Consider the following 21,631-nt stretch of genomic DNA (forward strand, 5'->3'; position numbering starts at 1 on the left):
CGCATATCACAATGTTCCTGCATTATTTACCACGAAAATCCATCCGCCGTCGCTCGACTCAACGGGATTTGTGGGCGGCCGATTCGAACGACAGGACAACGCGGCGTTCTTTCAGACGCCACACCCCGTCCGGACAACGTCGGTAGATATCGTGCGCGTCGGCGAGCGCGATGGGCTCGGCCGGCGTCAGGTCCGGCCCATTCGAGCGGAACAACAGAATGAAACAGACCCCGCGCGCCTGATCGGGACCGTCCTCCCAGAAACGGAAATTCGTACAGACATGGCGGACACGGCGATCCTTGGCCGCAGCGCGGTCACGGCCATAGGCATTGATCGCATCGGGTCCCTCGCAGGCGAAGCCAGGAGCGATGAAGCAGCCGTCGTCAGTGTAGAGTTCGGCGAGATTTTCCGAACAGTTCATATCGAGCCGATAAGCATGTTCGGCGATCAGCGCTTCGAGCTCGGCGCGCAGCGCTGCATCCTTGATGAGAACGGCCGTCATGACGCCGCCTCCGTCGCTATATTCAGTCTCGCTGGGGTGAGTTCCTCCCGGAGCTGGCGCCAACGTCGCCCGGCCTCACGCGAGGCTTCGACATACTCCGCTGGAAACACGTCGTAAGGCGGGCGAACGGGCCCGGGATCGCAATAGCCGGCCGCGGCGATGCGCGTCTTTTCCATTTGGGTGTTGTAGCTTGCGAATAGCTCGGGATTACCCAACATCGGCCCGAGCGGCGCGATGCTCCACGCGATCCGCTCGTCGATATGCTTCGTTCGGTCGGCATCACCGGCCAGGATCGCGTCGATCAGCGCGCGCGATGGTTCCGGTCCCATGCCGGCGGCGGTCGCCCAGCAGGATGTGGTCGTTGCCGGCGAGATCGCCTGGAACTTCGCCGCGACCATGTCACTCGGCATGAAGTGAATTCGGCCGCCGGTAGCGGCGATGTTCTCCGCAAGATTGGTGGGTTGCGACGACTTGGCCGACGTCACCGTCGGCGCTTCCTGCGCGATCCGTGCCCAAAAGTCGGTTGGAAAGGAGAAGCGGAAGGCGCGGGCATTGGCATAGACCATCACCGCCAGATCGGGAAACGCGCGTCCAACCTCGGCATAGAAGCGGACAGCCATATCTACGGTGCAGGGTTGCCACATCGGCAGGCCGAGCAGAGTCCCGTCGGCGCCGCGATCGCGCGCGACGGCGAGCCGCTTGTAAACTTCATGGCCGCCCATCGCGGTCGCCCCGACGAACAGCGGGATGCGCTTGCCCACGGTCTCGGCGACGGTGGCGACGAAGCTGCCATAGTCCTCATTCGAGATGGTCGCGCATTCGCCGGTGGTGCCCAGCACGATCAGGCCATTGGCGCCGTCGGCGATCAACGCGCGGACGAGCCGTTCGGTCTCGTCGAGCGCCACGGTATCGACGGCGTCGATCGCCTGCGCGCCAGCCCGCGACGGTGTCGGGATGATTGCGTAAAGTCCCTTGAAATCCTGCGCCTGCATCAATTTGGCTCTCCCCAATCCCGGACCGGTACCTGGTGCGACATGCCGATTTCGCGACCCTCCCGCGCGGATCGCAAGATCGCTTCGCTGACTTCCATCGTCGCGCGGCCCCAGGCCCCGTCGTGCAGGATCGGGCGCAACCCGGCAAAGGCGTCGTACATCTCGTAGACGACGCCGCTTTTGTCTGGAAAGGCGCGTGGCGGATCGAGCGGATGCTCGACCGCGCCCCGCCTGCCATAGTGGGTGACACCGCGCGCCGTCTGGCGCAGATCGCCGTCAGGGCCGCTGACGATCGTCACGCCGAAATGGGGATGGTTCCATTCGTCCGGCGGGGGGACGGCGAGGCGCCGGTCGCCGCCGAAGCCACCGGCCGCCTTGGCCGCGACCTCCGAGCCGGTGTCCGCAATCGCCTCCAGGGTCATGCGCGAGGCGGCATGGCGATCGGGCCGCTTGGGCTCGCCCAGCTCGCCGATCCAATAGTGGAATTCATCGGTGTCGAAATAATCGTAGCCGCTATAGGCCAGAGACGCAGCGCTGCCATTCTCGAACTGCAGGAAGGTTACGTGCGCACCCTCGGTCGGCCGGGCGGGATCGAGTGTCCATGCCATCGAGCGCACGCTTCGCACCATGCCGCCGCCGAGCAGCCGCACCACGTCCACCTGATGTGGAACCTGGTTGTAGATGATGCCGCCGCCCGCATCGGTGCGCAGCTCCTCGGGCCGGCGGGGCCGGTAGAGAAAGTTTCCGTAGTTCCACGAGTTGATCATCGACACGGGCCCGATCGCGCCTTCGCAAATCAGCGACCGCATCTTGAGGACCGGCGCGTTGAAGCTGTGGGTGTGGCCAACCAGCAGATGGACCCCGGTTGCCTTCGCGGCGGCGATAATATCGCCGCATTCGTCCAGGGTCAGCGCCATGGGCTTTTCGATGATGATATGCTTTCCCGCGCGCGCCGCGAGCGCAGCATGATCGCGATGCATCTGATGTGGCGTCGCGATGTAGACCACGTCCACTTCAGGATCGGCGCACAGTGCTTCCGCCGTTAGATGGGTGCGCGCGCCGAACTCGGCCCCAAAGGCGCGGCGCGCCTCTTCGCGGGAATCGGCGGCCGCGGTGATCGCAACATGCGGATGGCTGAGGAAGCTCGGCATCATCTGCTTGGCGGCGCCGCCAAGGCCGATGATTCCTAGCCGCATCGTTGGCGGTGCGCAGTCGCTCACAAGTGAATCCCGGCGCTTGTCGCAATATTGGGCGCGAACAGTTTGTCGACCTCCACCCGGTGCTGCGCCAATCCCTGTTCTTGAAGGAAGGCGCATAGCGCCTCGATGGTGGGCCGGTTGGATTCGATGCCATAAGGCCAGAAATCGTCGCCGAAGGTGTCGCGGATCGAGCGAACATAGTGCCCGATCCAAGGGAGCGAAATCGGCAGGGGCTCATCGATCGTCAACGCGGCGAGGCAATTCGCCTTGCTCCGTTCGAACGCCTGCTGAAGGCTGACCGCGATCCAGGGATCGCGCTCCCAGACATCGCGGCGGATCACGACGGTGTGCATGATCGGGAAGACGCGTGTCTTGGCGAAATAGGCGCGCTCGACGCCGACCACGTCGGCAAAGAGGTAGCGGACTCGCCGATCCCCCGCGAGCAGCGCCGGAGGCACTTGGGGGGCGATCAACGCGTCGATGGCACCCTCGGCGAGCATATCGTTCAGCGCCTGCTCCGCCTCATGTTCGATCGTGACGCCGTCGATCTGCGCGTCGGTGAGCGGTCGTCGCCCGCCCGAATTCAGACCGCCTGTCACCCAGTGGATATCGCCCGGCTGGACGCCGTATTCGTGCATCAGCGCGCCGCGCGCCCATACCGCGGCAGTCATCGAATATTCGGGCACGCCGACGCGCCGTCCCTTCAGGCCGGCAGGCTCGGTGATGCCGGCATCGGCATTCACGTAGATCGCGCCGTGGCGAAACGTGCGCGAGGGAAACACCGGGATCGCAACGAACGGGGCATTCCCTTGCGCAACGCGCAAGACATAGGTGGAAAACGACATCTCAGCGCAAGCGAACTCGCCGTGAAGCATCCGGTTGAACGCCTGCACCGGCGACATCGGCAGGAAGTGCAGATCGATGCCGTCGGGCGCCACCGCCCCGGTATAGAGATCGCGGACGCGATCCGAGAGGTGGCCGGCATAGCTGAGCGACAGTCTTCCCACACGCGCCTCAGATGAAGATTGAAAGCGATTTGAGGCCGAGCACGGCGGCATCAAGGATGGCGGTGCGCTTGACGAGCCGTGGCTCGCCCGTGCCGATCCGGACCGCATCGAAGCGCTCGGCTGTGAGGATCTGGGGATGCGCCGCATCGCCCCGATGGCAGAACACCGCGAGGTTGCTGCGCACCGCCATCAACGTCGGATTGCCATCATGACGCGCGACACGGATGTTGGAGACCAGCCGCCGCGTACGGGTCGCCGGGCTTTCAGACCAAGCATAGCGCGAGCGCAAACGCTTCACCCGCGTCTCGATCGAATCGTAATCCTCCTTCAGATAGAAGGCGGTGGCGCTGATGCCGGAGCCGTCCCAATTCTCGCGCACGGTGCGGACCGGCGCCTCATAGTCGATCGCCGGATCGAGCAGTGCAAACCAGTCGGCAAAACGCCGATCGTCAAGATATTCCGCCTCCAGCTTCAGGAATTCCTCGCAGAGACGCTGGACACCGATCTCGACCAACTGGATGGTCGAGATCGGCACAGCGTGCGCGGCGATCGCGGCATCAGTCATGGTCGCTGATCTCGACCGTGGTGTTGGTCATACGTTCGAACCACGTCTTGTGGAAGGTCCGCAGGCCGCCTTCGCCGGCATTCGTCGAATTGGCGACGCCGGGACCGACCCAATCAGCCAGCGGCTTGCTGCTGCTCATATCCCCCATTCCCATCTGATAATTGAACCGAACATCGTTCATCTCGGCGAACACGGTGCCCGCCGAGCGGGTGACGCCCGGCCACACCGCGACGTCGTCCTGCTCGAAGCTGCCCGAGGGACTGAAACTGCTCATCCCCACTTGATAGGCGCGGCGCTTATATTCGGGCGACGCTTCCTTGGGCGCGAGCACCCAGCTCCAGATTTCCATCTGACCTGGCCCCTTGGGCTGCCAGACGCGCAGCGTCAGGAAGCCGGCCTGCGGCTTTTCCGGGCTGTCGCTCAGCCCGATATGGAGAAACGAGAAATTGGGGAACAGCGTGCCGTTTTGCAGTAGCGAGCGCTTGGCCAAATCGAACTGGTCCTGGTTCAGCACGCCCGGGTGGAAATGACGCGTCACCTCTTCGGGATAGGAGATGAAGGGCGCTTCCCCCGGAATCTGGCGGATGCTAATCGCATGACCGCTGCAATCATGGATATGCAGGCCGGTGCCCTCCTTCGGCGCGCCGGCCGCAGCGCTTCCGATGATGCCCACGTCCAGTACCGATCGGTGAGTCATCTGGGTGTGCGAGCTATCCCCGCAGAAATTTTCGGCGCCTTGCTTCCAGTTGGCATCGACCAGCCAGCGATGCGGTTCGCCCAGCACCTCCATCCCGCCATCGGATAGCGCGAACTGGATGTCGAAATACCACTTGTAATCGCCGAGATACTGTTCGAACGGCATCGCATCCGGATCAAGATTGGCGAAGACCAGCCCCATGTAGTTGATGACGTGCGGCGCCGCGAAGAGGCCCCATTCCTTGAGGTCGAGCGCGGCATAGCCTTGGGTTCGTACCGGCGCGCCGACCAGCTCGCCGCTGTTGCGATAGGTCCAGCCATGAAACGGGCAGACGAAGCCCTTCGTGTTGCCGGCCTGCACTCGGCACACTTGCGCGCCGCGGTGGCGGCAGGCGTTGAGCAGCACGCGCAACTCGCCCTGTTCGTCGCGGATCAGAATGAAGGGATCTTCGCCGATGTTGCGAGTGACGAAGTCGCCGCGGCTCGGGATCTCGGTTTCATGACCGATATACACCCAGGATTTCGCGAAGATGCGTCGCAGCTCGAGATCGTAGACGTCGCGATCGTGGAACACCGCGGGCGGGAGCAGCCCCTCGCGTAGATCGTCCACCATACCTTCGATCGAAGCGGGAACAGCAAAGACTTGCTCGGTCACACTACACTCTCCACTGGCGACCCGTCGGTTCGGGTCTGTGATTAACGGCCGCATCACGTTCAAGCCCGGCAAGCAGGTGCGCTGCGCAATACGCCGCCGAATTCGAGAAGCGCCGTTCGCTGATCGCATCGCGAAGCCTCAAACGATGCTCCACCGCTTTCAATTACAAATGAACATGTCCATTAAGTTGGATGATGTCAAGGCGATTGCGAGTAGCTTTTTGGAGGTCGCCGCGCCCCGGGGTTGGCGCAAGGGTCTGGCAACGGCCTTTTAAATAGAGCGAACGGAGGGCGCGTTTTGATGGACGATGGCAATATCGGCGCTGGCAGCAGTCCGGCAAAATCCCCGCGCGGTGCCGTCGCCAGCCTATCCGCCACGATCTTTCTGTCATCGCTGGGCGGCAGCGTGGCAAATATCGGCCTCCCGACATTGTCGCGCAGCTTCGCGATCAGCTTCGCGCAAACGCAGTGGATCGTGCTCGCTTATTTTCTCGCCGTCATCAGCCTGCTCATAAATGCCGGTCGGCTTGCGGACAGCGTGGGCCGCCAGCGATTGTTGTTCGTCGGACTGTTGCTGTTCGGCGTGGCTTCGATCGGCGCGGGTGCGGCATGGAACTTCTGGTTTCTGATCGCTGCGCGGGCGCTGCAAGGCATGGGCGGTGCGATCATGCTCGTACTGGCGATCGTGCTGATCTGCGACATCGTGCCGCCGGCGCGACTGGGCAGCGCGCTAGGGTTGCTCGGCGCGATGTCCGGCCTGGGCACCGCTGCCGGCCCGTCGCTGGGTGGGCTGTTGATCGCAGCGTTCGGCTGGCGCGCGCTGTTCCTGATCAACGTACCGATCTGTGCCGCGATCGTCTGGATGATCCATCGCACGGTTCCCCTAACATTCCATCCGGTGGCGCGGCGGTGGCGGACTGACTGGACCGGCACCTTCCTGCTCATCGCGGCGCTGTGCGCTTATTGCTACGCGGCTACGCCCATCGGCGGGCGATTCGCCGGCGGCAATGTCGTCGCTCTGGCGTTCGCGATCCTGGGCGCGGCGGGTTTCGTGCTGGTCGAGCGGCGCGCCGACGATCCGCTGCTGCGTCTCGAGACTTTCCGCGACGTTTCTTTGTGCGGCAATCTGGGAATGAGCGTGATCGGCTCGACGGTGATCATGGCGACGCTGGTCGTTGGCCCCTTCTATCTGGTCTACGGCCTGCAGATGACGCCCGCGTGCGCCGGGCTGGCGCTTTCGGCAGGCCCGATTACCTCGGTTGTCGCCGGCGTCCCGGTCGGGCGGCTGGTGGACCGTCTGGGCGTATCGGTAATGACCATGGTTGGTCTGTTTGTCATGGGCGCGGGCTCAGCGGTACTCGCATGCGGTGACGGCATCGTCGGACTGCCGCGCTTCATTGCCGCGATAATCGTGGTCATGGGCGGCTATGGCTTGTTCCAGATCGCCAATAATGCCGCGGTGCTGGCGAAATCCGACACGGAAACACGCGGTACTTATGCGGCGCTGATTAATCTCTCGCGTAATGTCGGGCTGGTGACCGGGGCGTCGGTGATGGCCTCGATTTTCTCCGCAGCCGCTCATGGCATGCCCGGCGAATCATTTGCCGCCAGCGCGGCCGCGCACGGGTTGAAGATCACATTCGCGGCGGCGGCCGCACTGATCGTGCTGGCGGTCGCCATCGGCCTCGGCAGCGGCGCGATCCCGCTTTCGTCACAGCCTCGTCTCGGTCGCTGACCCGGAATTCGGGCCGGGCGATCCGGTAGGTTGACGTCGTCATACGATCCATTAAAAACGGACACGTCCATAAATAAACGCGACCGCTAGATTCTCTGGGCGGCAGGAGGGGCCTAATGAATCGGGTGACGACAGCGTCGCACATGCTGATCGGCGGCGAACTGGTGACAAGCGAAGGCGGCGAATGGATCGATTCTATCGATCCGGCAACCGAGGCAGTGATCGGGCGCGTTCCCGCAGGCAATGACCGCGACGTCGCACGGGCTGTTGAGGCGGCAGACCGTTCTTGGGAGGCTTGGAACGGGATCGGCGTCGCCGCACGCGCCGAGGCGCTCCGCGCGTTCGGCCGAAAGATACTCGACCGCGCTCAAGAGTTGCTCGAAGTCGAGGTCCGCGACACTGGCAACACGATCGCACCGATGCGCGGCGATGTGCGCACCGGCGTCGACGGGCTGAACTATTATGCCGGCCTCGCTTACGAGCTGAAAGGGGATACAATCCCCGCGACCCCAGGTAATCTTCATTTCACCGTGCGTGAGCCCTACGGGGTGGTGGCGCGGATCGTGCCGTTCAACCATCCGGTGATGTTCGCCACAGCGCGTACCGCGGCCGCGCTGATGGCGGGCAATTCGGTGGTGGTTAAGCCCCCCGAGACGAGTTCGCTTTCGGCGTTGATTCTATCGGAGATCGCGCGCGAGGCGCTGCCGCCGGGCGTGTTCAACATTGTCACCGGGACCGGCGTCGGGGCAGGGGCGCCGCTGGTTCGCCATCCCACCGTCAAGCGCATCGCATTCATCGGATCGGTTGAGACCGGCATGGCCATCCAGCGCATGGCGGCGGAGAGTGCCGTCAAGCACGTCACGCTCGAACTCGGGGGAAAGAACCCGCTCATCGCCTTCCCCGATGTGGACCCGGCGACCGTGATCGACGCCGCGATCGCCGGCATGAATTTCTCGTGGCAAGGCCAGTCTTGCGGATCGACCAGCAGGCTGTTGCTCCATGAATCGATCTATGACGCTGTCGTCGCCGGGCTGGTGGAGCGCATCAGCAAAATTCGCGTGGGCGACCCGATGGACCCGGCAAGCCAGATGGGCGCAATCAACTCAAAGGGTCAGTACGACAAGGTCCTGGGCCATATCGCAGCGGCGCGTGAGGATGGCGCCCGGCTGCTGGCTGGTGGCGGCCGGCCCGAAGGCGAGGGGTTCCGCAGGGGCTTCTGGGTCCAGCCGACGCTGTTCGGCGATGTCGAGCAATCGATGCGTATTGCGCAGCAGGAAGTTTTTGGCCCGGTTCTTTCTGTAATGAAGTGGTCGACGCTCGATCAGGCGATCGCGATCGCCAACGCGACTGATATGGGGCTGACCGCCTCGATCTATGCCAACGATATCGACGACGCCTTCGCCGCCGCGCGGCGCGTGCGCGCCGGCTATATATGGATCAATAGCGTTGGGCCGCATTATCCCGCCATGCCCTACGGCGGCATGAAGAACAGCGGCACCGGACGCGAAGAAGGCATCGAGGAGATGCTGAGCTATACCGAGCAAAAGGCTTATAATCTGGCGATGCGCAAATAGCAGCAGGTCGAGGAAGCCCGGCGGTTGCCGCTTCGCGTGACCGTCGCTTTGTTGCCGGTACAGCCGGGCAGCATGCATGAGCCTTCGCAATGAACCGATCGCGATTAAAATGGACATGTCCACCCAAATGGGATTACCGAACATGTCCAACTTTTTAGAAAGAAGGGATCGGCGTTCGACATGCGAGATTCCCTTTCCGCTGCGAGATGCACTGCATCCTCGCGTGGGACGGACGCAGCGCCGCCGCCGGCGCCACATGTTCGGGAGCGTAGTAGCCTGCATCCCACGGGTCTCTCCCTTAAAAGCTGGCAACAGCCCCATGCGCAGGGAGTGAGAGATGCTTGATACCGCTACGGTGACCTCGGGTAGCGCTTTCCAGGAGAGACTCGATGAGGGAAGGCTGCGCGCGGTTCAGATTCGCGTGTTTGTGCTTTGTATGCTGGTCACGATGCTCGACGGTATCGACAACCAGTCGATCGGCGTCGTCGCGCCGTTGATGAGCAAGGATCTGGGGCTGGATAAGACAGCGCTCGGATCGATCTTCTCGGTGACCCAGATCGGCGCGACGGTCGGCGCGCTCCTGTTCGGCGTCGTGGGTGATCGGTTTGGCCGCAAGACGGCGATCATGATCTGCGTATCGGTGATGACGGTGTTCACGCTGCTGACCGCGGTCGTTCCGACGTTCGAGCTTTTGATGATCAGCCGCTTTTTCGCCGGTCTTGGTCTGGCGGGCGTGTTCTCGTCCGCGCTTGCCATCACATCGGAATTTGCGCCTGGACGGCTACGCGGCACGATGGTCTCGATCGTCTATGCCGGCTATCCGGCCGGGGCGGCGCTCGGCGGCATCATGGCCGCGGCGATCCTGACGTCACACGACTGGCGCACGGTGCTCTACATCGCTGCATTGATGGGGGCGATCACCCTGATCCTAGTGGTTGGCTGGTTGCCCGAATCGATCCGCTATTTGATCTCGAAGGGTGGCCGCTCGGCAAATCTCGACCGCCTGCTAGGCCAGCTCGATCTCGACCGGTCGGCGTTGGCGGAACCGAAAAACGAGGCTGCCGCACCGACGTCGGAGCGGGCGGGCGGCTTCTGGTCGGTGTTCCGCAACGACCTTGCGCCGCTTACGGTGCTGCTCTGCATCATCAACCTCTTCATCTCGGCGACGACGAAGATCATGGTCGTTTGGTTTCCGACGATCCTTACCGAGCACGGCCTCACCGTCTCGCAAGCGGCGCTGGCTCAAGCGGCGTTCAATATCGGGTGTCTGGCGATCATGATGATCGCGGGCTGGCTCGTCGATCGCTTCGGCTCGCTCCGCATCGTTGCTCCGGCACTGGCGCTGGGCGGGGTGTGCGTCGCAGCGCTGGGCGTCGCCGGCTCCAGCTTGCCAATGGTCATGATCGCTGCGGCTCTGATCGGTGTGTTCGTCGGCACTGGCGCGGCCGGCGCTCAAGCGATGGCGACCCGGCTGTTCCCAGTGTCGTCGCGCTCGACGGGCGTCGGCTGGTGCACGTCTTCGGGCCGGTTCGGCCAAATGCTATCGCCGATGCTGATAGGCATCGTGCTCGCGGGCGGTACCAATATCGCCTATGTTTTCACCGGCCTTGCCTTCGCTCCATGGCTCGCTGCGGCCTTTGCCGTCGCGTTCGTGGTGGTGGCGCGTCGAAAAGGCCGTAAGGGTTTCTGATTCCATCGGCGGCTCGCGCGCCGGGAGTCGAACGTTAGCGATATTTGGTTGGAGCGCTCGATCTGATTAACGCACAATTTTTTCGTCGCTCGAGTAGTACGGCCATTGTCCGACCAGACCGTTCGTTATCGTGCGTCGGAACGCCAGGCGGTGATTGTTGGCTGTCGCGGAACGGCGTCAATGCCATTCGACCAATTGGGCAGCCGCCGTCGCCCGCGCCTGCTCATGAGACAGTTTAGCCGAAATGGTGCGAAGCTGGTGCACGAATTCTTCGGGCGGTTGGCTATCGGAGATTAGGCGGCGTGGACATATTGGGCGCGTCGTTTTCAGGGGACGTGAACTGACTGAACTTCGAGGCGTGCATCCGATGCATCAGCCAATTTGGCATGAAGGGTCAGATCGCTAACTTCCTCGTCCTTGGTCGTCAGATCGACAAGGAACAGCCAATACCCGTCCAACCAGCGATAGACGGACCTTTCCAAGTGGCGGTGTACAATGCGGTCAGCGAAGCGCCGCATGCGCTTACATTGCACACGATGGCTTTCGCCGTTGCTGGACTGACGGGGGCCACCCGGTCGATTGGGTGATCGGAGAGCTGAAAGTCATTTAGGAGAAAGGCATCGACAATCCGTTGAAAACGTATGCGCCATTCCGATGGCACCTCATGCTCATCGCCGTCTCATTGCAGCATTGATAATCGCTCCGCCCAATCGCGATTTTTGCCTTCTGGAGCAAAGCCATAGGGAGGGGCAAGCGGCCTGATCCGCTCAATGTGCGCGACGTCACCTTAGACAACATCCATGATTGAGCTTAAGATGGTTAAATCCGCGGTAACTGTCACTCGAGCCAGTTAGAATGAGAAATCAGGTAAGGGCAGCTTTCATTATGGTTCGGCTTAAACCTGCCCGACGGCTCGCGGCCCAGGAGGCGCCATGATCGGTCGTATGAACGAACGACCGGTTTCAGGCGCCCGCCCAAAAGCCTCGAACGACAGCTATGTCGGCGGCGGCTGACCGGGGCGTTGGTTCAAACGAACGGCAGCTTCACCGATTTTCGCACCTTGAACCAGACAGGAACGAGGCGACCCAGTTGCTGCCGAAAATTGGCCGGTCGGCATTACGCCCATAATCCGGCCCAGCTCCCCGCGACATATAGCCGGCCCCGCCCGAAGGCGGGGCCGGTGCCAGCGGGCTCAGGCCGGCGGGTTCCAGATGATCACCTTCTTGCTCGGGTCATCGCCAGGCGCATTGGCGACGTTGCCATAGATCGTGCCGAACTCGGGCGCCGACAGCGACACCGAGACATATTCCGCGCCGGTATTCTGCGAAAAGCGATTCCAGCCGGCGCCCAGTTCGAAACCGTTCTTGCGGCTGATGATGCGGAAGTCAGGTTCGTTCTCCTTGGTCTTGCGGACGTTGGGAACGATCGAGATCGGCGCGGTCACGTTGAGTGTCGCAAGCGTGCCGTCCATCGAACCATCGGACTTCACGGTAAGGTTGGCAATGGTAGCCATGTCGATTTCTCCTTCGGTTGCTCGGGGACCATCCCCGATGGCGCCACCGAAAGGGGTCGGACGCCGCCGTCACCGCAGCAAAGCGGAGGGCGAACCCCGCACAGGGGTTGACGGCATAGGCGACCGCACCCCGAACCCAGGCGACAAGCAAGGGGTGGTCCAAAACGACCGAAGGCATCCGCTGGCTTCCCGGCATGCCACCGCCGTGGTGGCGCGAGGTTCAGCTGTCGGCATGTTTCTTTACTTGTCGAACTGCGCTGTAGCGGTTTCCAACAGCCCCGCCTGATCGTTCTCGCTGCGCTCCGCCGAGATCTGCATCGCTTCAACGTCCGTCATGAAATGGCGTCGCGCTATTCCCTGCCACCAACGCTCGCTATGCCGACACTCAAGAGGCAGGAGAACGAAGGATGGATTTCTCGGCACTGCAGCGCACCAGCAAGATCACCGACGAGTGGCGCTATCCCGAGGCGGCGGCGCGGGCGAGCGGGCTATTGCAGGTCGACCGTGAGCCCGACCATCGCCTCTATTGGGAAGAATACGGCAATCCCGCCGGCGAGCCGGTCATGGTCCTCCACGGCGGGCCCGGCGGCGCGTGCAGCCCTGTGATGGCGCGCTATTTCGATCCGGCGCGCTATCGCATCGTCCTGTTCGACCAGCGCGGCTGCGGCAAGAGCATGCCCACCGTCGCCGCAGATGGCCCGGCGATAGCGCTGGCCAACAACACCACCGCGCATTTGATCGCCGATATCGAGCGCCTGCGCGATGCGCTCGGCATCGCCGGGCAGATGCACGTCTTCGGCGGCAGCTGGGGCAGCACGCTGGCAATGGCCTATGCCATCGCGCATCCTGAACATTGCGCTAACCTGATCCTGCGCGGCATCTTCCTCGGCGCGCCCGAAGACCTGCACTTCATGTACCAGGGCAATGCAGCGACCTTTGCCGAGGCGCCTTATGCGCTCACCGAGCCGGGCTCCTACGTCAGTTATCCCGAAGCCTGGGCACGTTTCCTGGCTCCGATCGGGGCGGCCGATCGCGGCGACGTGATGAAGGCCTACAAGGCAATCTTCGACATGGTGCCGACGTCCGACGTCGAGCGGCGGCGCCAGCTCGGAGCCGCACTGGCATGGTCGGTGTGGGAGGGCACGATCTCCAACTTGATCCCCGACGAGACCGACGAGGGCAAGTTCGGCGAGGCCGCTTTCGCGCTGAGCTTCGCCCAGATCGAGGCACATTATTTCGCTAACCGCCTGTTCATGGCGCCCGACCACATCATCGACAACGCCGCGACGCTGGCGCGCATCCCGATCCATATCGTCCATGGCCGCTTCGATCTGGTTTGTCCGCTGACTCAGGCGTCCCGGCTGATCGCGGCGCTGCAGGCGGTGGGCACGCAACCCGCCACCTTCGTGGTTACCAACGCCGGCCACAGTGCGATGGAGCGCGAGACCGCGCTGGCGCTGACCGCGATTATGGATGGCCTGCCGCCGCTCGACGCTAGCTCAAAGCCTCGCTGACGACATCTTTCTTGATCATATTTCTTGATCATAATTGCATAGTGCTGTGGATGTGTAACACTGGCTGAATGAGCGCGACGGAGCCCGATCCACATCTGAGCATGAATTTTGCGCCCGATCTGCCGCATTTCGGCAAGGCATTCGTCTATCACGGCCGCGCCGGCATTCTGACGTTTCGCATCGATATGCAGGATTATACCCATGACGGGCTTGTCCGGCTTGGCGGTATCATCCTCCATGGGACGGAGACATTTGAAACCGAGCATGTCGAAGATTGTACCGGCGAGTTCCTCACGGTGTTCGTGACCGAGAGTGAGTATATGCGCCTCTCCAACGCACGACTGGACTGAGCGCATTTGTTGTCGAACCGCCCGAAATGGCGTCAACCGCGGCTCCGGAAGTCCCAGCGGGTGATGCCCATGGCCCGCGCCTTGTCGAACAAATTGTCCTGGATGCCGCCCCCGGGGAACACGATGACGCCGACCAGATTCTGCTGGAGCACTTCGTCATTGCGCTTGAACGGCGCCGATGCCCGGCTGTGCTTCTTGAAGTCGGGCGCAAACGGAACTTGCGGAACACCTCGGATGCCGGCCCAGCTCTTCGCGATCTTCTCGGCACCGGTCTTTGCGTCGCCGTGCAGCAGGATCATGTCGGGGATCTTGGCTAGCGTTCTGTCGAGCACTTCGAAAATCAACGCGTGATCGTTATAGGCGGCACCGCCTGAGAAATAGATGCGCTTACCAGGTGGAATGAGCACCTGCTTGTCAGCCCAACGCTTCGCGTTGATGAAGTCGCGGCTGTCGATCACCGCCGAGGTGAGCGCCTTGCGGTTCACCTTCGAGCCTGAGCTGGGGAGCCAGGGCTTGCGGATATAGGCGCGGAACTGGTCGGCGAAGGCGTCACGGAATGCCTCCATCGCGTCGCGCCGCTCGATCATCGTGCGGCCGATCGCCACCGCTGCCTCGAGCTCGACCGAGCGAACTTCCGAGCCGTCCTGCTCGCGCTGAAGCCGACGCTGCGCCTGCTCGTTGATGTCGAGCTCGCGCTCGACCCGTTCGACCGCGCGCTGGAACACATTGGTCATGTGCCAGAGCAGGTCTTCGAGATCGGATTCGAGCCGGGTGTCTTCCAGCGCCGAGACCATCGCATCGAACGTGTCGGCGGCGACGCCCGCGACTTGGCGGTAGCTTGGAAGCGGTCGGGGGTCGGTTTCGTCTTCGAACGGCCGCGTGGCGTAGAGTTCCAGCTCGTCGAGCAAATGCGCGAACGACGGGGGCTCGTTCTCGGGCTCGTCGTCATGGATGTCGGGGTCGGTGCTCATTGCTGCCTCCGTCTTGCCGGCCGCGCCACTCGCGGCCTTCGTGGCGACGACAGACGGCGGGCGGCCCAGCCGGGCATCCCCGAGCGTCAGCGGTCCGGCGGACACTGCCGGACGGGGACCGAAGCGATCAGCGAAGGACGGCAAAAGCCGCGGCTATTTTGCCTCGCGATGCAAAGCGGGCCGGAGGACCGCGGCGGAAAATAGTCGCGCGCAGCCGTTGCGGGGCCGGGCCGCTTGCCGTTCCGTCGCCCTCTCAAGAAGGCCGATGGCGCGGACTCCCCGGCAAAAGCGGACGGCAACGATAGTGCCCGACCGGAAAGGAGGTGACGGCGAGACCCGAAAACGCTTTCTCGTCCCGGCCTTCAAGCTACGTCGAGCAGAAACTGCCTGCGGTCCTCGGGGCGAAGCTGAATCCCGACATTGTGACGCAGCCGATCGAGCCCGAGACGCCGGAGATCGGTGTTGAAATCGTCGCAGCGGGGTTCGAGCGGGACCATCTCGATCCCGGCCGCGTCAGCACGTTCAGCCAATGTTGTCACCGCATGGGTGCCGGCGGGATCGTCATCGCGTGCGACATAGAGCCTGCGCAGCACCGGCGGAAAGGCGATCGCGGCAAGGTGCGCGCCCGAGAGACCAGCGATCGGCGACAGCGCGGGGATCGCCTCGCGCAGCGAGAGCATCGTCTCGATGCCCTCGCCGGCAACCATGATAGGCGCCATTGGTCCCAAGCGAACCGCATGTTCAAGAAGATGGCCCATGGCGCGACGCGGATAGGAGACCGCGGCCTTGCCTGCGGTGGTCGGATCGAGCCAGGTTCGGTGAACCCCGGTGATCGTACCGGACAGGTCGGTGACGGCGGCGATGATACCCGGAAACGCGGTCGGCGTGTCCGGCGCATCGTCCTTCGATGGACGATACCAGCAATGCGGGTGAAAGCGCAGGGCGGTGCAGTTCGCCGCGGTGAACAGAAGTCGACCGCGCAGATAGCGATCCCCGGTCGTGCGCCGGAGCGGCTGTGTCGCCGCGAACAGACGCCGTGCCGCTTCGGGCGATCCGGTCGGCGCTCGCGTCGGTCGACGGGTTGGCTCGCGGTCCTCTTGCGGTTCGACGGGCATGCTCAGGAAGCGCCGTGCCTCGTCGAGGGTTTCGCGGAGCGTGCGAGTCGCGCGCGTGGCGGCGATGATGTCGAGCAGGTCGCCATGTTCGCCGCTCTGCGCGTCGGTCCATTTCCCCGCACGGCCCTTGCCGTCGGGGGAGTCGACGAGGCGCAGGAAGAGACTGCGCCCCGGCGTGTTGCAGCGATCGCCCACCAGCCAGTAACGCCCCTCGCGACGGCCGTTCGACAGGTAATGGCGGCACGCGGCCTCCACGCGCTCGGCGAGAAGGCGGGCAATCTGGGTGGCGGGCGATTTCATCGGGCCATCTCCTCAGGCGGCACGCGCCGGCTGACGCTCGACCACCCGTTCGAGCGGATAGCGCTCGATCAGGCGGGCGAGGATGTTCGGACCCTCGGCCCCCGTGGGAACGAACAGACGCAGTTTCCACGAGACGATTTCGGAGATCAACCCGACCGATTTTAGCCGATCGACACCCAAATCATTGAACCCGGTCAACTCGATGCGCGGCGTGCCCATCGCGCGGACCTGTTTCAGGACATGGCCCTCGGCGAGATGGATTTCGACAGAGCCGCCGGTCAATGCCTGCCAGACTTGATCGGCCGACAGTTTCGGCGCCTGGTCGCCAAGCGTCGATGCCACCCAGGCGGGCGAGACCCGGCGACCGATGACGCGCTCGCCATCGTCGGTCTGGAGCCGATAGACGTGGGTCGATTCCTCCGGAAGCCGCCGCCAGATCGGCAGCAGCAGCCCCGCGACCATGTGCATCGTGCTGGTCACGAGCTCGGGCACTTCGGCGAGTTCGGCTTCCCAGGCGGCGGTGAACGTCTCGCGATCGACCTCCTGCCAATGGGTCGAGGGCATCTTGTCGAGCGGCACTGCCGTCGACTCGGTTGGCCGGACCAGCCGCACACGCCGTTCGAGCGTGCCGTCGTCGAGCAAGAGGCTGCGGGTCGGTACGCGAACCGCCGCGCGGCCCGAGCGGCTGTTGACCATCAGCGCCGCACCCTGCTCGCGGCGGCGGAACAGCGCCTCGTCGAGCGTCACCGGCCGATTGCGATCCTGCCGCTCAATCGTCAGCAAGCTGGTCTCGGCGCCGGTGCCCGGATGGGTGTAGATGATGCGGCGGTCGGTGATGCGGAAGCTCTCGGCGGTGAGCGTCTCCAGCCCGACCTCGTAGGTGCCGCTGGCGATCGCACCCTCGATCCGCGCGACTAGCAGTTCCTCAAACACCGTGAAGAGGATGTTCTGAAGGTCGATCGGCAGCGCCAGCATCCGGTTGAGGAACGTCGTGATCGGTGGCAGCTCGTCCTTGAGCCCGCCCGTGCCGCTGTCGATCAGGCGAAGCCCGGTCGCATCCTCGAAGCGGTGGAGCGAGCAGCCGTCGACCTTGCCGCGAACCAGCAGGACGTAGAGCTGGCGGAGCGCATCGCGGCCGTAGAAGGATTCGAGATTGTCCTCGGGGCGATACATATTCTGCCCGCCGGTCTGCCGCTGGCCGCGCGTGATCGCGCCCATCGTGTCGAGCCGGCGCGCGATAGTCGAGGTGAAGCGCTTCTGCGCCTTCACGTCGGTCGTCACCGGCTTGAACAAGGGTGGCTGCGCCTGGTTCGTGCGGTTGGTCCGGCCGAACCCCTGAATGGCGTTGTCGGCCTTCCAGCCCGCCTCGAGCAGGTAGTGGATGCGCCGCCGCTGATTCCGGCACCCGAGATCGGCGTGATAACTGCGCCCGGTGCCGCCCGCATCGGAGAAGATCAGGATGCGCTTCTCGTCGTCCATGAACGCGGACGTCTCGGCAAGGTTGGCCGAGCCGGGCCGGTTCTGGACCGCATAGCGCACCGCGCCGCGATCATGCCGCGCGACGATCCGCCGCGTGCGCCCTGTCACCTCGGCGACCTGATCGTCACCGAAATGATGCAATATCTGATCGAGCGCCCCCGGCACCGGCGGCAGTGATGCGAGCTTCTCGATCATCGCCTCGCGCCGTTCGACCGCCTCGCGGCATTCGACGGGCTGGCCATCGGCGTTCTGGACGGGGCGCGAGAAGACATTGCCCTCGCCATCGGAGAACGGTTCGTAGAGCTGCACCGGGAAGCTGCTGGCGAGATAGTCGAGGACGTATTCGCGCGGGGTAATGTCCACGGACACGTCATCCCATTCTTGCGTAGGGATGTCGGCCAGACGGCGGTCCATCAGCGCTTCGCCGGTCGAGACGATCTGGACGACGGCGGCATGGCCGTCTTCGAGATCGCGCGCGATCGACTTCACCACGGTCGGCGTCTGCATCGCGGTGATGAGGTGATTGAAGAAACGCTGCTTGGCGGATTCGAACGCCGAGCGCGCCGCCGACTTGGCCTGCGCGTTGAGCGTCCCGTCCGAGCCGGTGATGCCAGCCGCCCGCATCGCGGCGTCGAGATTGTTATGGATGACCTGGAACGCTCCAGCGTAGGCATCGTAGATGCGGAGCTGCTCGGGCGTCAGGGCATGCTCGACCAGTTCATATTCGACGCCATCGAACGAGAGCGAGCGCGCCGCATAGAGGCCGAGCGCCTTGAGGTCGCGCGCAAGCACTTCCATCGCCGCGACGCCGCCATCCTCGATCGCCGCGACGAAATCCGCTCGCGACGCGAACGGGAAATCCTCGCCGCCCCAAAGGCCGAGCCGCTGGGCGTAAGCGAGATTTCGCACCGTGGTCGCGCCGGTCGCCGAGACATAGACGATGCGGGCGTTGGGGAGCGCATGCTGGAGCCGTAGCCCGGCGCGGCCCTGCTGCGAGGGCGCGACGTCGCCGCGCCCGCTTTTGCTGCCGGCGGCATTGGCCATCGCGTGCGCCTCGTCGAAGACGATCACCCCGTCGAAATCGCGGCCCAGCCAGTCGATGATTTGCTGGATGCGCGACGCCTTTTCGCCGCGCTCCTGCGAGCGAAGCGTCGCATAGGTCGTGAACAGCACGCCTTCATCGAAACGGATCGGCGTGCCCTGCCGGAACCGCGACAAGGGCGTGACGAGCAACCGTTCCTGGCCGAGCGCCGACCAATCGCGCTGCGAATCCTCCAGCAATTTATCGGACTTGCTGATCCACAGCGCGCGGCGCCGGCCCTTCAGCCAGTTGTCGAGGATGATGCCGGCGACCTGGCGACCCTTGCCCGCGCCGGTGCCGTCGCCCAGGAACCAGCCGCGCCGGAAGTGGATGGCGTCCTCGGCATCGTCGGATGCGGCCGAGACGGTATCGAAGGTGTCATCGACCGTCCACGCGCCCGAGATGAAGCCCGCATGCGCCTCGCCGGCATAGATGACCGATTCGAGCTGCGCGTCCGACAGGATGCCCAAGGTCACGAACGCGGGCGGCAGGTGCGGCAGATAGCTCGGCTTGGGCGGCGCGACCGATGCCATCGCCGCCGACTGAACCAACGGCGTCGGGTGCGGTTGCGCGCCGGGAATCGCGATCGACTGGAGCCGATAGGGCTCATAGATCGCGGCGCTCAGCCGGTCGGCCTGGTCGGGCACTGCGTCGAGCAGCGTGTAGTCGAGCGCTACGCCTTGCGGCTCGGCCGATGCCCTCGGCACGGCCTGCGATGAGGGCTTGGCGAGACGCGGCGAGCGGACCGGCGATATGCCGGCCGAGACCGGCAGCGACGGCGCCACACCGGGCGGCGGAGTCGGGCGCGGCGGCACATGCGCCTCGACCAGCGCGAGCAAGGCGGCAGTGTCGGCGGCCTGCTCCAGCACCGGCGGCATCCGCGTCGGATCGTCGGCCGGCACGTGGTCGATGACCGTGAGACGGGTCGCGATGCTGGTGCCGTGCTTGGCATAGACGCTCCCGTCGATCGTCGCCGAGAACAGGATGCGGCCGCGCTCCTGCAGCCGGACGAAGGCGTCGGTCCATTGCGGCATCTCGGGACCGCAACCGGCGCCGGTGATGGCGACCAGCCGCCCGCCGGGGCGGAGCCGCGTGAGCGCGGAGGAAATATGGCGGAGTGCCGCGTCCTTCACGGCCTTGTCGACATTGGCGACGGCCGAGAATGGCGGGTTCATCAGCACCACGTCCGGGATCAGCGCCGGATCGAGTCGATCATGGATCTGCGCGGCGTCGTGCCGCGTGACGGGCGCGGCCGTGAACAGGCGCTGGGCGAGCTCCGTACGAACGTCGGCAAGCTCATTGAGCGAGACGCGCGCGCCAGCCAGTTCGGCGTGAATCGCCAGCATGCCGGTGCCGGCCGAGGGTTCGAGCACGATTTCGCCCGGATGGATCGAGGCGGCGCGCGCCGCGACGAAGGCGAGGCCCGCCGGGGTCGAGAATTGCTGGAGCGCCTGGCTGGTCTCGGACCGCCGCGTGTGCGTCGGCAGCAACCCGGCCAGGCGCTCGATCATCGCCAGCGTCGACGCCGGCGCGCGTGCAAGGATGGCGGCGCCGAACCGGCGCAGGAACAGGATCTCGGCGGCCTCGCAGGCGTCATAGGCCGATTTCCAGTCCCACGCGCCATCCGCGTCGCTGGCGCCGAACGCCCCTTCCATCGCGGCGCGCAGCGCACGCGCGTCGATCGCGCGGCCCTGTTCGAGATCGAGGACAAGACGGCGGGCGGCGTCGAGCAGGCGCTCGGCGGTTGCGGTGAAACCGGATGCGGCAACGGGCGCGGCCGAAGCTGCCGCGGAAGCGGAAGAGGTCATGGCAGAATCTCCGGGAGAGCATGGCTCAGGAAGGGGCCGCCCGGACGCTCTCTCTCAACCCGGCCCGGCCCGTCCGGGACCGGCCGCTCTTTCCTCTTTCCGGTCAGCGCTACGTCCCGACCCATGCCTTGCCGATCGATCGCGAAGGGACTATCTTACATTCGTCTTACCAAGGAGATTCGACCATGGCCGCTACAGCGCTGACGACGGTGGTGTCCACCAAGGGGCAGGTGATCCTGCCCAAGGCGATCCGCGAGCAGCGGCATTGGCCAGCTGGCACGCGGCTGACGGTGGAGGAGACGCCCGAAGGCGTGGTGCTGAAGCCCGCGCCGCTGTTTCCCGAAACCAGCGTCGCCGCGTTATTCGGGTCGCTTGCCTATAAGGGATCCGCCAAGTCGATTGCCGAGATGGATGAAGCGGTTGCAGCCGAAGCGCGGCGTCGTGCGCGCGGTTGATACCAACGTCCTCGTCCGCTTTCTCGTCGCCGACGATGCCCGGCAGGCGAAACGAGCGCGTGCAGCGATCGAGGCGGGAGACATCTTCATTGCGACCACGGTGCTGATGGAGACCGAATGGGTATTGCGCGCCGCCTATGATTTCGATGGCGAGGCGGTCGCCAGGGCGCTGCGCGGCTTGGCAGGCCTGCCCGGCGTGCGCGTGGAGGAACCGGCCCGGCTCGCCCAGGCGCTCGACTGGATGATGAAGGGGATGGACTTCGCCGACGCGCTCCATCTGTCGCGCACCGAGGACTGTGCCCTGTTCCTCAGCTTTGACAAGGACCTGGCGAAGCGCGCGCCCAAAGGGGCAACGGCAGTCGAGGCGCCCTGATCGGCCTCGGTCTCCAGTCGTCAAAAAAGGAGCGGCCCCAAGGAAGGCCGCTCCGATG

General features: G+C 64.4%; 18 protein-coding genes. 7 read left to right on the forward strand and 11 right to left on the reverse strand.

Annotated features, from left to right (window positions below; all coding sequences use genetic code 11):
- Positions 1–58: 58 nt before the first annotated feature.
- The 6 genes from DFR49_RS12630 to DFR49_RS12655 are packed head-to-tail and all read right to left on the reverse strand — an operon-like array spanning position 59 to position 5,616.
- Positions 59–502, reverse strand: a complete 444-nt coding sequence (locus DFR49_RS12630) for a nuclear transport factor 2 family protein (RefSeq protein WP_119035997.1) — start codon at positions 500–502, stop codon at positions 59–61.
- A complete protein-coding gene (locus tag DFR49_RS12635; protein WP_119035998.1) occupies positions 499–1,494 on the reverse strand; it encodes a dihydrodipicolinate synthase family protein in 996 nt (331 codons plus the stop codon). Before DFR49_RS12635 ends, DFR49_RS12630 begins: the two co-directional genes overlap by 4 nt.
- Positions 1,494–2,714: a Gfo/Idh/MocA family protein gene (locus DFR49_RS12640; protein WP_170151016.1), complete on the reverse strand. Its 1,221-nt coding sequence runs from the start codon at positions 2,712–2,714 to the stop codon at positions 1,494–1,496. Before DFR49_RS12640 ends, DFR49_RS12635 begins: the two co-directional genes overlap by 1 nt.
- On the reverse strand, positions 2,711–3,700 hold the full coding sequence (locus DFR49_RS12645; protein WP_170151017.1) for an ABC transporter substrate-binding protein: 990 nt from the start codon (positions 3,698–3,700) through the stop codon (positions 2,711–2,713). Before DFR49_RS12645 ends, DFR49_RS12640 begins: the two co-directional genes overlap by 4 nt.
- A gap of 7 nt (positions 3,701–3,707) precedes the next feature.
- On the reverse strand, positions 3,708–4,265 hold the full coding sequence (locus tag DFR49_RS12650; protein WP_119036001.1) for an aromatic-ring-hydroxylating dioxygenase subunit beta: 558 nt from the start codon (positions 4,263–4,265) through the stop codon (positions 3,708–3,710).
- The gene (locus DFR49_RS12655) at positions 4,258–5,616 is read right to left on the reverse strand and encodes an aromatic ring-hydroxylating oxygenase subunit alpha (protein WP_170151018.1); all 1,359 of its coding nucleotides are present in this window, start codon (positions 5,614–5,616) and stop codon (positions 4,258–4,260) included. The genes DFR49_RS12650 and DFR49_RS12655 overlap by 8 nt, the downstream gene beginning before the upstream one ends.
- A 300-nt stretch (positions 5,617–5,916) precedes the next feature.
- Between DFR49_RS12655 and DFR49_RS12660 the strand changes: the two genes are divergently transcribed.
- The 3 genes from DFR49_RS12660 to DFR49_RS12670 all read left to right on the forward strand — a co-directional run bounded on the left by DFR49_RS12660 (position 5,917) and on the right by DFR49_RS12670 (position 10,614).
- Positions 5,917–7,350, forward strand: coding sequence for an MFS transporter (locus DFR49_RS12660; protein WP_119036003.1), 1,434 nt, complete (start codon positions 5,917–5,919; stop codon positions 7,348–7,350).
- Positions 7,351–7,466: 116 nt separating this feature from the next.
- Positions 7,467–8,924, forward strand: a complete 1,458-nt coding sequence (locus DFR49_RS12665; RefSeq protein ID WP_119036004.1) for an aldehyde dehydrogenase family protein — start codon at positions 7,467–7,469, stop codon at positions 8,922–8,924.
- 337 nt (positions 8,925–9,261) lie between these two features.
- On the forward strand, positions 9,262–10,614 hold the full coding sequence (locus tag DFR49_RS12670; RefSeq protein ID WP_119036005.1) for an MFS transporter: 1,353 nt from the start codon (positions 9,262–9,264) through the stop codon (positions 10,612–10,614).
- A gap of 326 nt (positions 10,615–10,940) precedes the next feature.
- On the opposite strand, the gene DFR49_RS22550 is transcribed toward DFR49_RS12670, so the two are convergent.
- Both DFR49_RS22550 and DFR49_RS12680 read right to left on the reverse strand, forming a co-directional pair.
- On the reverse strand, positions 10,941–11,132 hold the full coding sequence (locus tag DFR49_RS22550) for a DUF7668 domain-containing protein (protein ID WP_425454941.1): 192 nt from the start codon (positions 11,130–11,132) through the stop codon (positions 10,941–10,943).
- Positions 11,133–11,806: 674 nt separating this feature from the next.
- The gene (locus tag DFR49_RS12680) at positions 11,807–12,127 is read right to left on the reverse strand and encodes a DUF736 domain-containing protein (protein ID WP_119036007.1); all 321 of its coding nucleotides are present in this window, start codon (positions 12,125–12,127) and stop codon (positions 11,807–11,809) included.
- Between the two features lie 407 nt (positions 12,128–12,534).
- Between DFR49_RS12680 and pip the strand changes: the two genes are divergently transcribed.
- Both pip and DFR49_RS12690 read left to right on the forward strand, forming a co-directional pair.
- A complete protein-coding gene (pip, locus tag DFR49_RS12685) occupies positions 12,535–13,641 on the forward strand; it encodes a prolyl aminopeptidase (protein WP_119036008.1) in 1,107 nt (368 codons plus the stop codon).
- A 68-nt stretch (positions 13,642–13,709) separates the two neighbouring features.
- Positions 13,710–13,991: a hypothetical protein gene (locus tag DFR49_RS12690; RefSeq protein WP_119036009.1), complete on the forward strand. Its 282-nt coding sequence runs from the start codon at positions 13,710–13,712 to the stop codon at positions 13,989–13,991.
- Between the two features lie 32 nt (positions 13,992–14,023).
- On the opposite strand, the gene DFR49_RS12695 is transcribed toward DFR49_RS12690, so the two are convergent.
- The 3 genes from DFR49_RS12695 to DFR49_RS12705 all read right to left on the reverse strand — a co-directional run bounded on the left by DFR49_RS12695 (position 14,024) and on the right by DFR49_RS12705 (position 20,745).
- Positions 14,024–14,962: a DUF2493 domain-containing protein gene (locus DFR49_RS12695; RefSeq protein WP_119036414.1), complete on the reverse strand. Its 939-nt coding sequence runs from the start codon at positions 14,960–14,962 to the stop codon at positions 14,024–14,026.
- A gap of 362 nt (positions 14,963–15,324) precedes the next feature.
- A complete protein-coding gene (locus DFR49_RS12700) occupies positions 15,325–16,377 on the reverse strand; it encodes a DUF7146 domain-containing protein (RefSeq protein ID WP_119036010.1) in 1,053 nt (350 codons plus the stop codon).
- Between the two features lie 12 nt (positions 16,378–16,389).
- Entirely contained in the window at positions 16,390–20,745 is a 4,356-nt protein-coding gene (locus tag DFR49_RS12705) for a strawberry notch-like NTP hydrolase domain-containing protein (protein WP_119036011.1), read from the reverse strand.
- Between the two features lie 185 nt (positions 20,746–20,930).
- On the opposite strand from DFR49_RS12705, the gene DFR49_RS12710 reads away from it, so the two are divergent.
- Both DFR49_RS12710 and DFR49_RS12715 read left to right on the forward strand, forming a co-directional pair.
- Positions 20,931–21,200, forward strand: a complete 270-nt coding sequence (locus DFR49_RS12710; RefSeq protein ID WP_119036012.1) for an AbrB/MazE/SpoVT family DNA-binding domain-containing protein — start codon at positions 20,931–20,933, stop codon at positions 21,198–21,200.
- Entirely contained in the window at positions 21,166–21,573 is a 408-nt protein-coding gene (locus DFR49_RS12715) for a type II toxin-antitoxin system VapC family toxin (RefSeq protein WP_245968437.1), read from the forward strand. Before DFR49_RS12710 ends, DFR49_RS12715 begins: the two co-directional genes overlap by 35 nt.
- Positions 21,574–21,631: the final 58 nt, after the last annotated feature.

The organism is Hephaestia caeni (assembly GCF_003550065.1).
Classification (GTDB): Bacteria; Pseudomonadota; Alphaproteobacteria; order Sphingomonadales; family Sphingomonadaceae; genus Sphingomonas; species Sphingomonas caeni_A.

Excerpts from the sequence above, each read along its gene's own strand:
- DFR49_RS12630 (WP_119035997.1), bottom strand. The coding sequence starts at position 502 with ATGACGGCCGTTCTCATCAAGGATGCAGCGCTGCGCGCCGAGCTCGAA.
- DFR49_RS12635 (WP_119035998.1), bottom strand. The coding sequence starts at position 1,494 with ATGCAGGCGCAGGATTTCAAGGGACTTTACGCAATCATCCCGACACCG.
- DFR49_RS12650 (WP_119036001.1), bottom strand. The coding sequence starts at position 4,265 with ATGACTGATGCCGCGATCGCCGCGCACGCTGTGCCGATCTCGACCATC.
- DFR49_RS12660 (WP_119036003.1), top strand. The coding sequence starts at position 5,917 with ATGGACGATGGCAATATCGGCGCTGGCAGCAGTCCGGCAAAATCCCCG.
- DFR49_RS12665 (WP_119036004.1), top strand. The coding sequence starts at position 7,467 with ATGAATCGGGTGACGACAGCGTCGCACATGCTGATCGGCGGCGAACTG.
- DFR49_RS12670 (WP_119036005.1), top strand. The coding sequence starts at position 9,262 with ATGCTTGATACCGCTACGGTGACCTCGGGTAGCGCTTTCCAGGAGAGA.
- DFR49_RS22550 (WP_425454941.1), bottom strand. The coding sequence starts at position 11,132 with ATGCGGCGCTTCGCTGACCGCATTGTACACCGCCACTTGGAAAGGTCC.
- DFR49_RS12680 (WP_119036007.1), bottom strand. The coding sequence starts at position 12,127 with ATGGCTACCATTGCCAACCTTACCGTGAAGTCCGATGGTTCGATGGAC.
- pip (WP_119036008.1), top strand. The coding sequence starts at position 12,535 with ATGGATTTCTCGGCACTGCAGCGCACCAGCAAGATCACCGACGAGTGG.
- DFR49_RS12690 (WP_119036009.1), top strand. The coding sequence starts at position 13,710 with ATGAGCGCGACGGAGCCCGATCCACATCTGAGCATGAATTTTGCGCCC.
- DFR49_RS12695 (WP_119036414.1), bottom strand. The coding sequence starts at position 14,962 with ATGAGCACCGACCCCGACATCCATGACGACGAGCCCGAGAACGAGCCC.
- DFR49_RS12700 (WP_119036010.1), bottom strand. The coding sequence starts at position 16,377 with ATGAAATCGCCCGCCACCCAGATTGCCCGCCTTCTCGCCGAGCGCGTG.
- DFR49_RS12705 (WP_119036011.1), bottom strand. The coding sequence starts at position 20,745 with ATGACCTCTTCCGCTTCCGCGGCAGCTTCGGCCGCGCCCGTTGCCGCA.
- DFR49_RS12710 (WP_119036012.1), top strand. The coding sequence starts at position 20,931 with ATGGCCGCTACAGCGCTGACGACGGTGGTGTCCACCAAGGGGCAGGTG.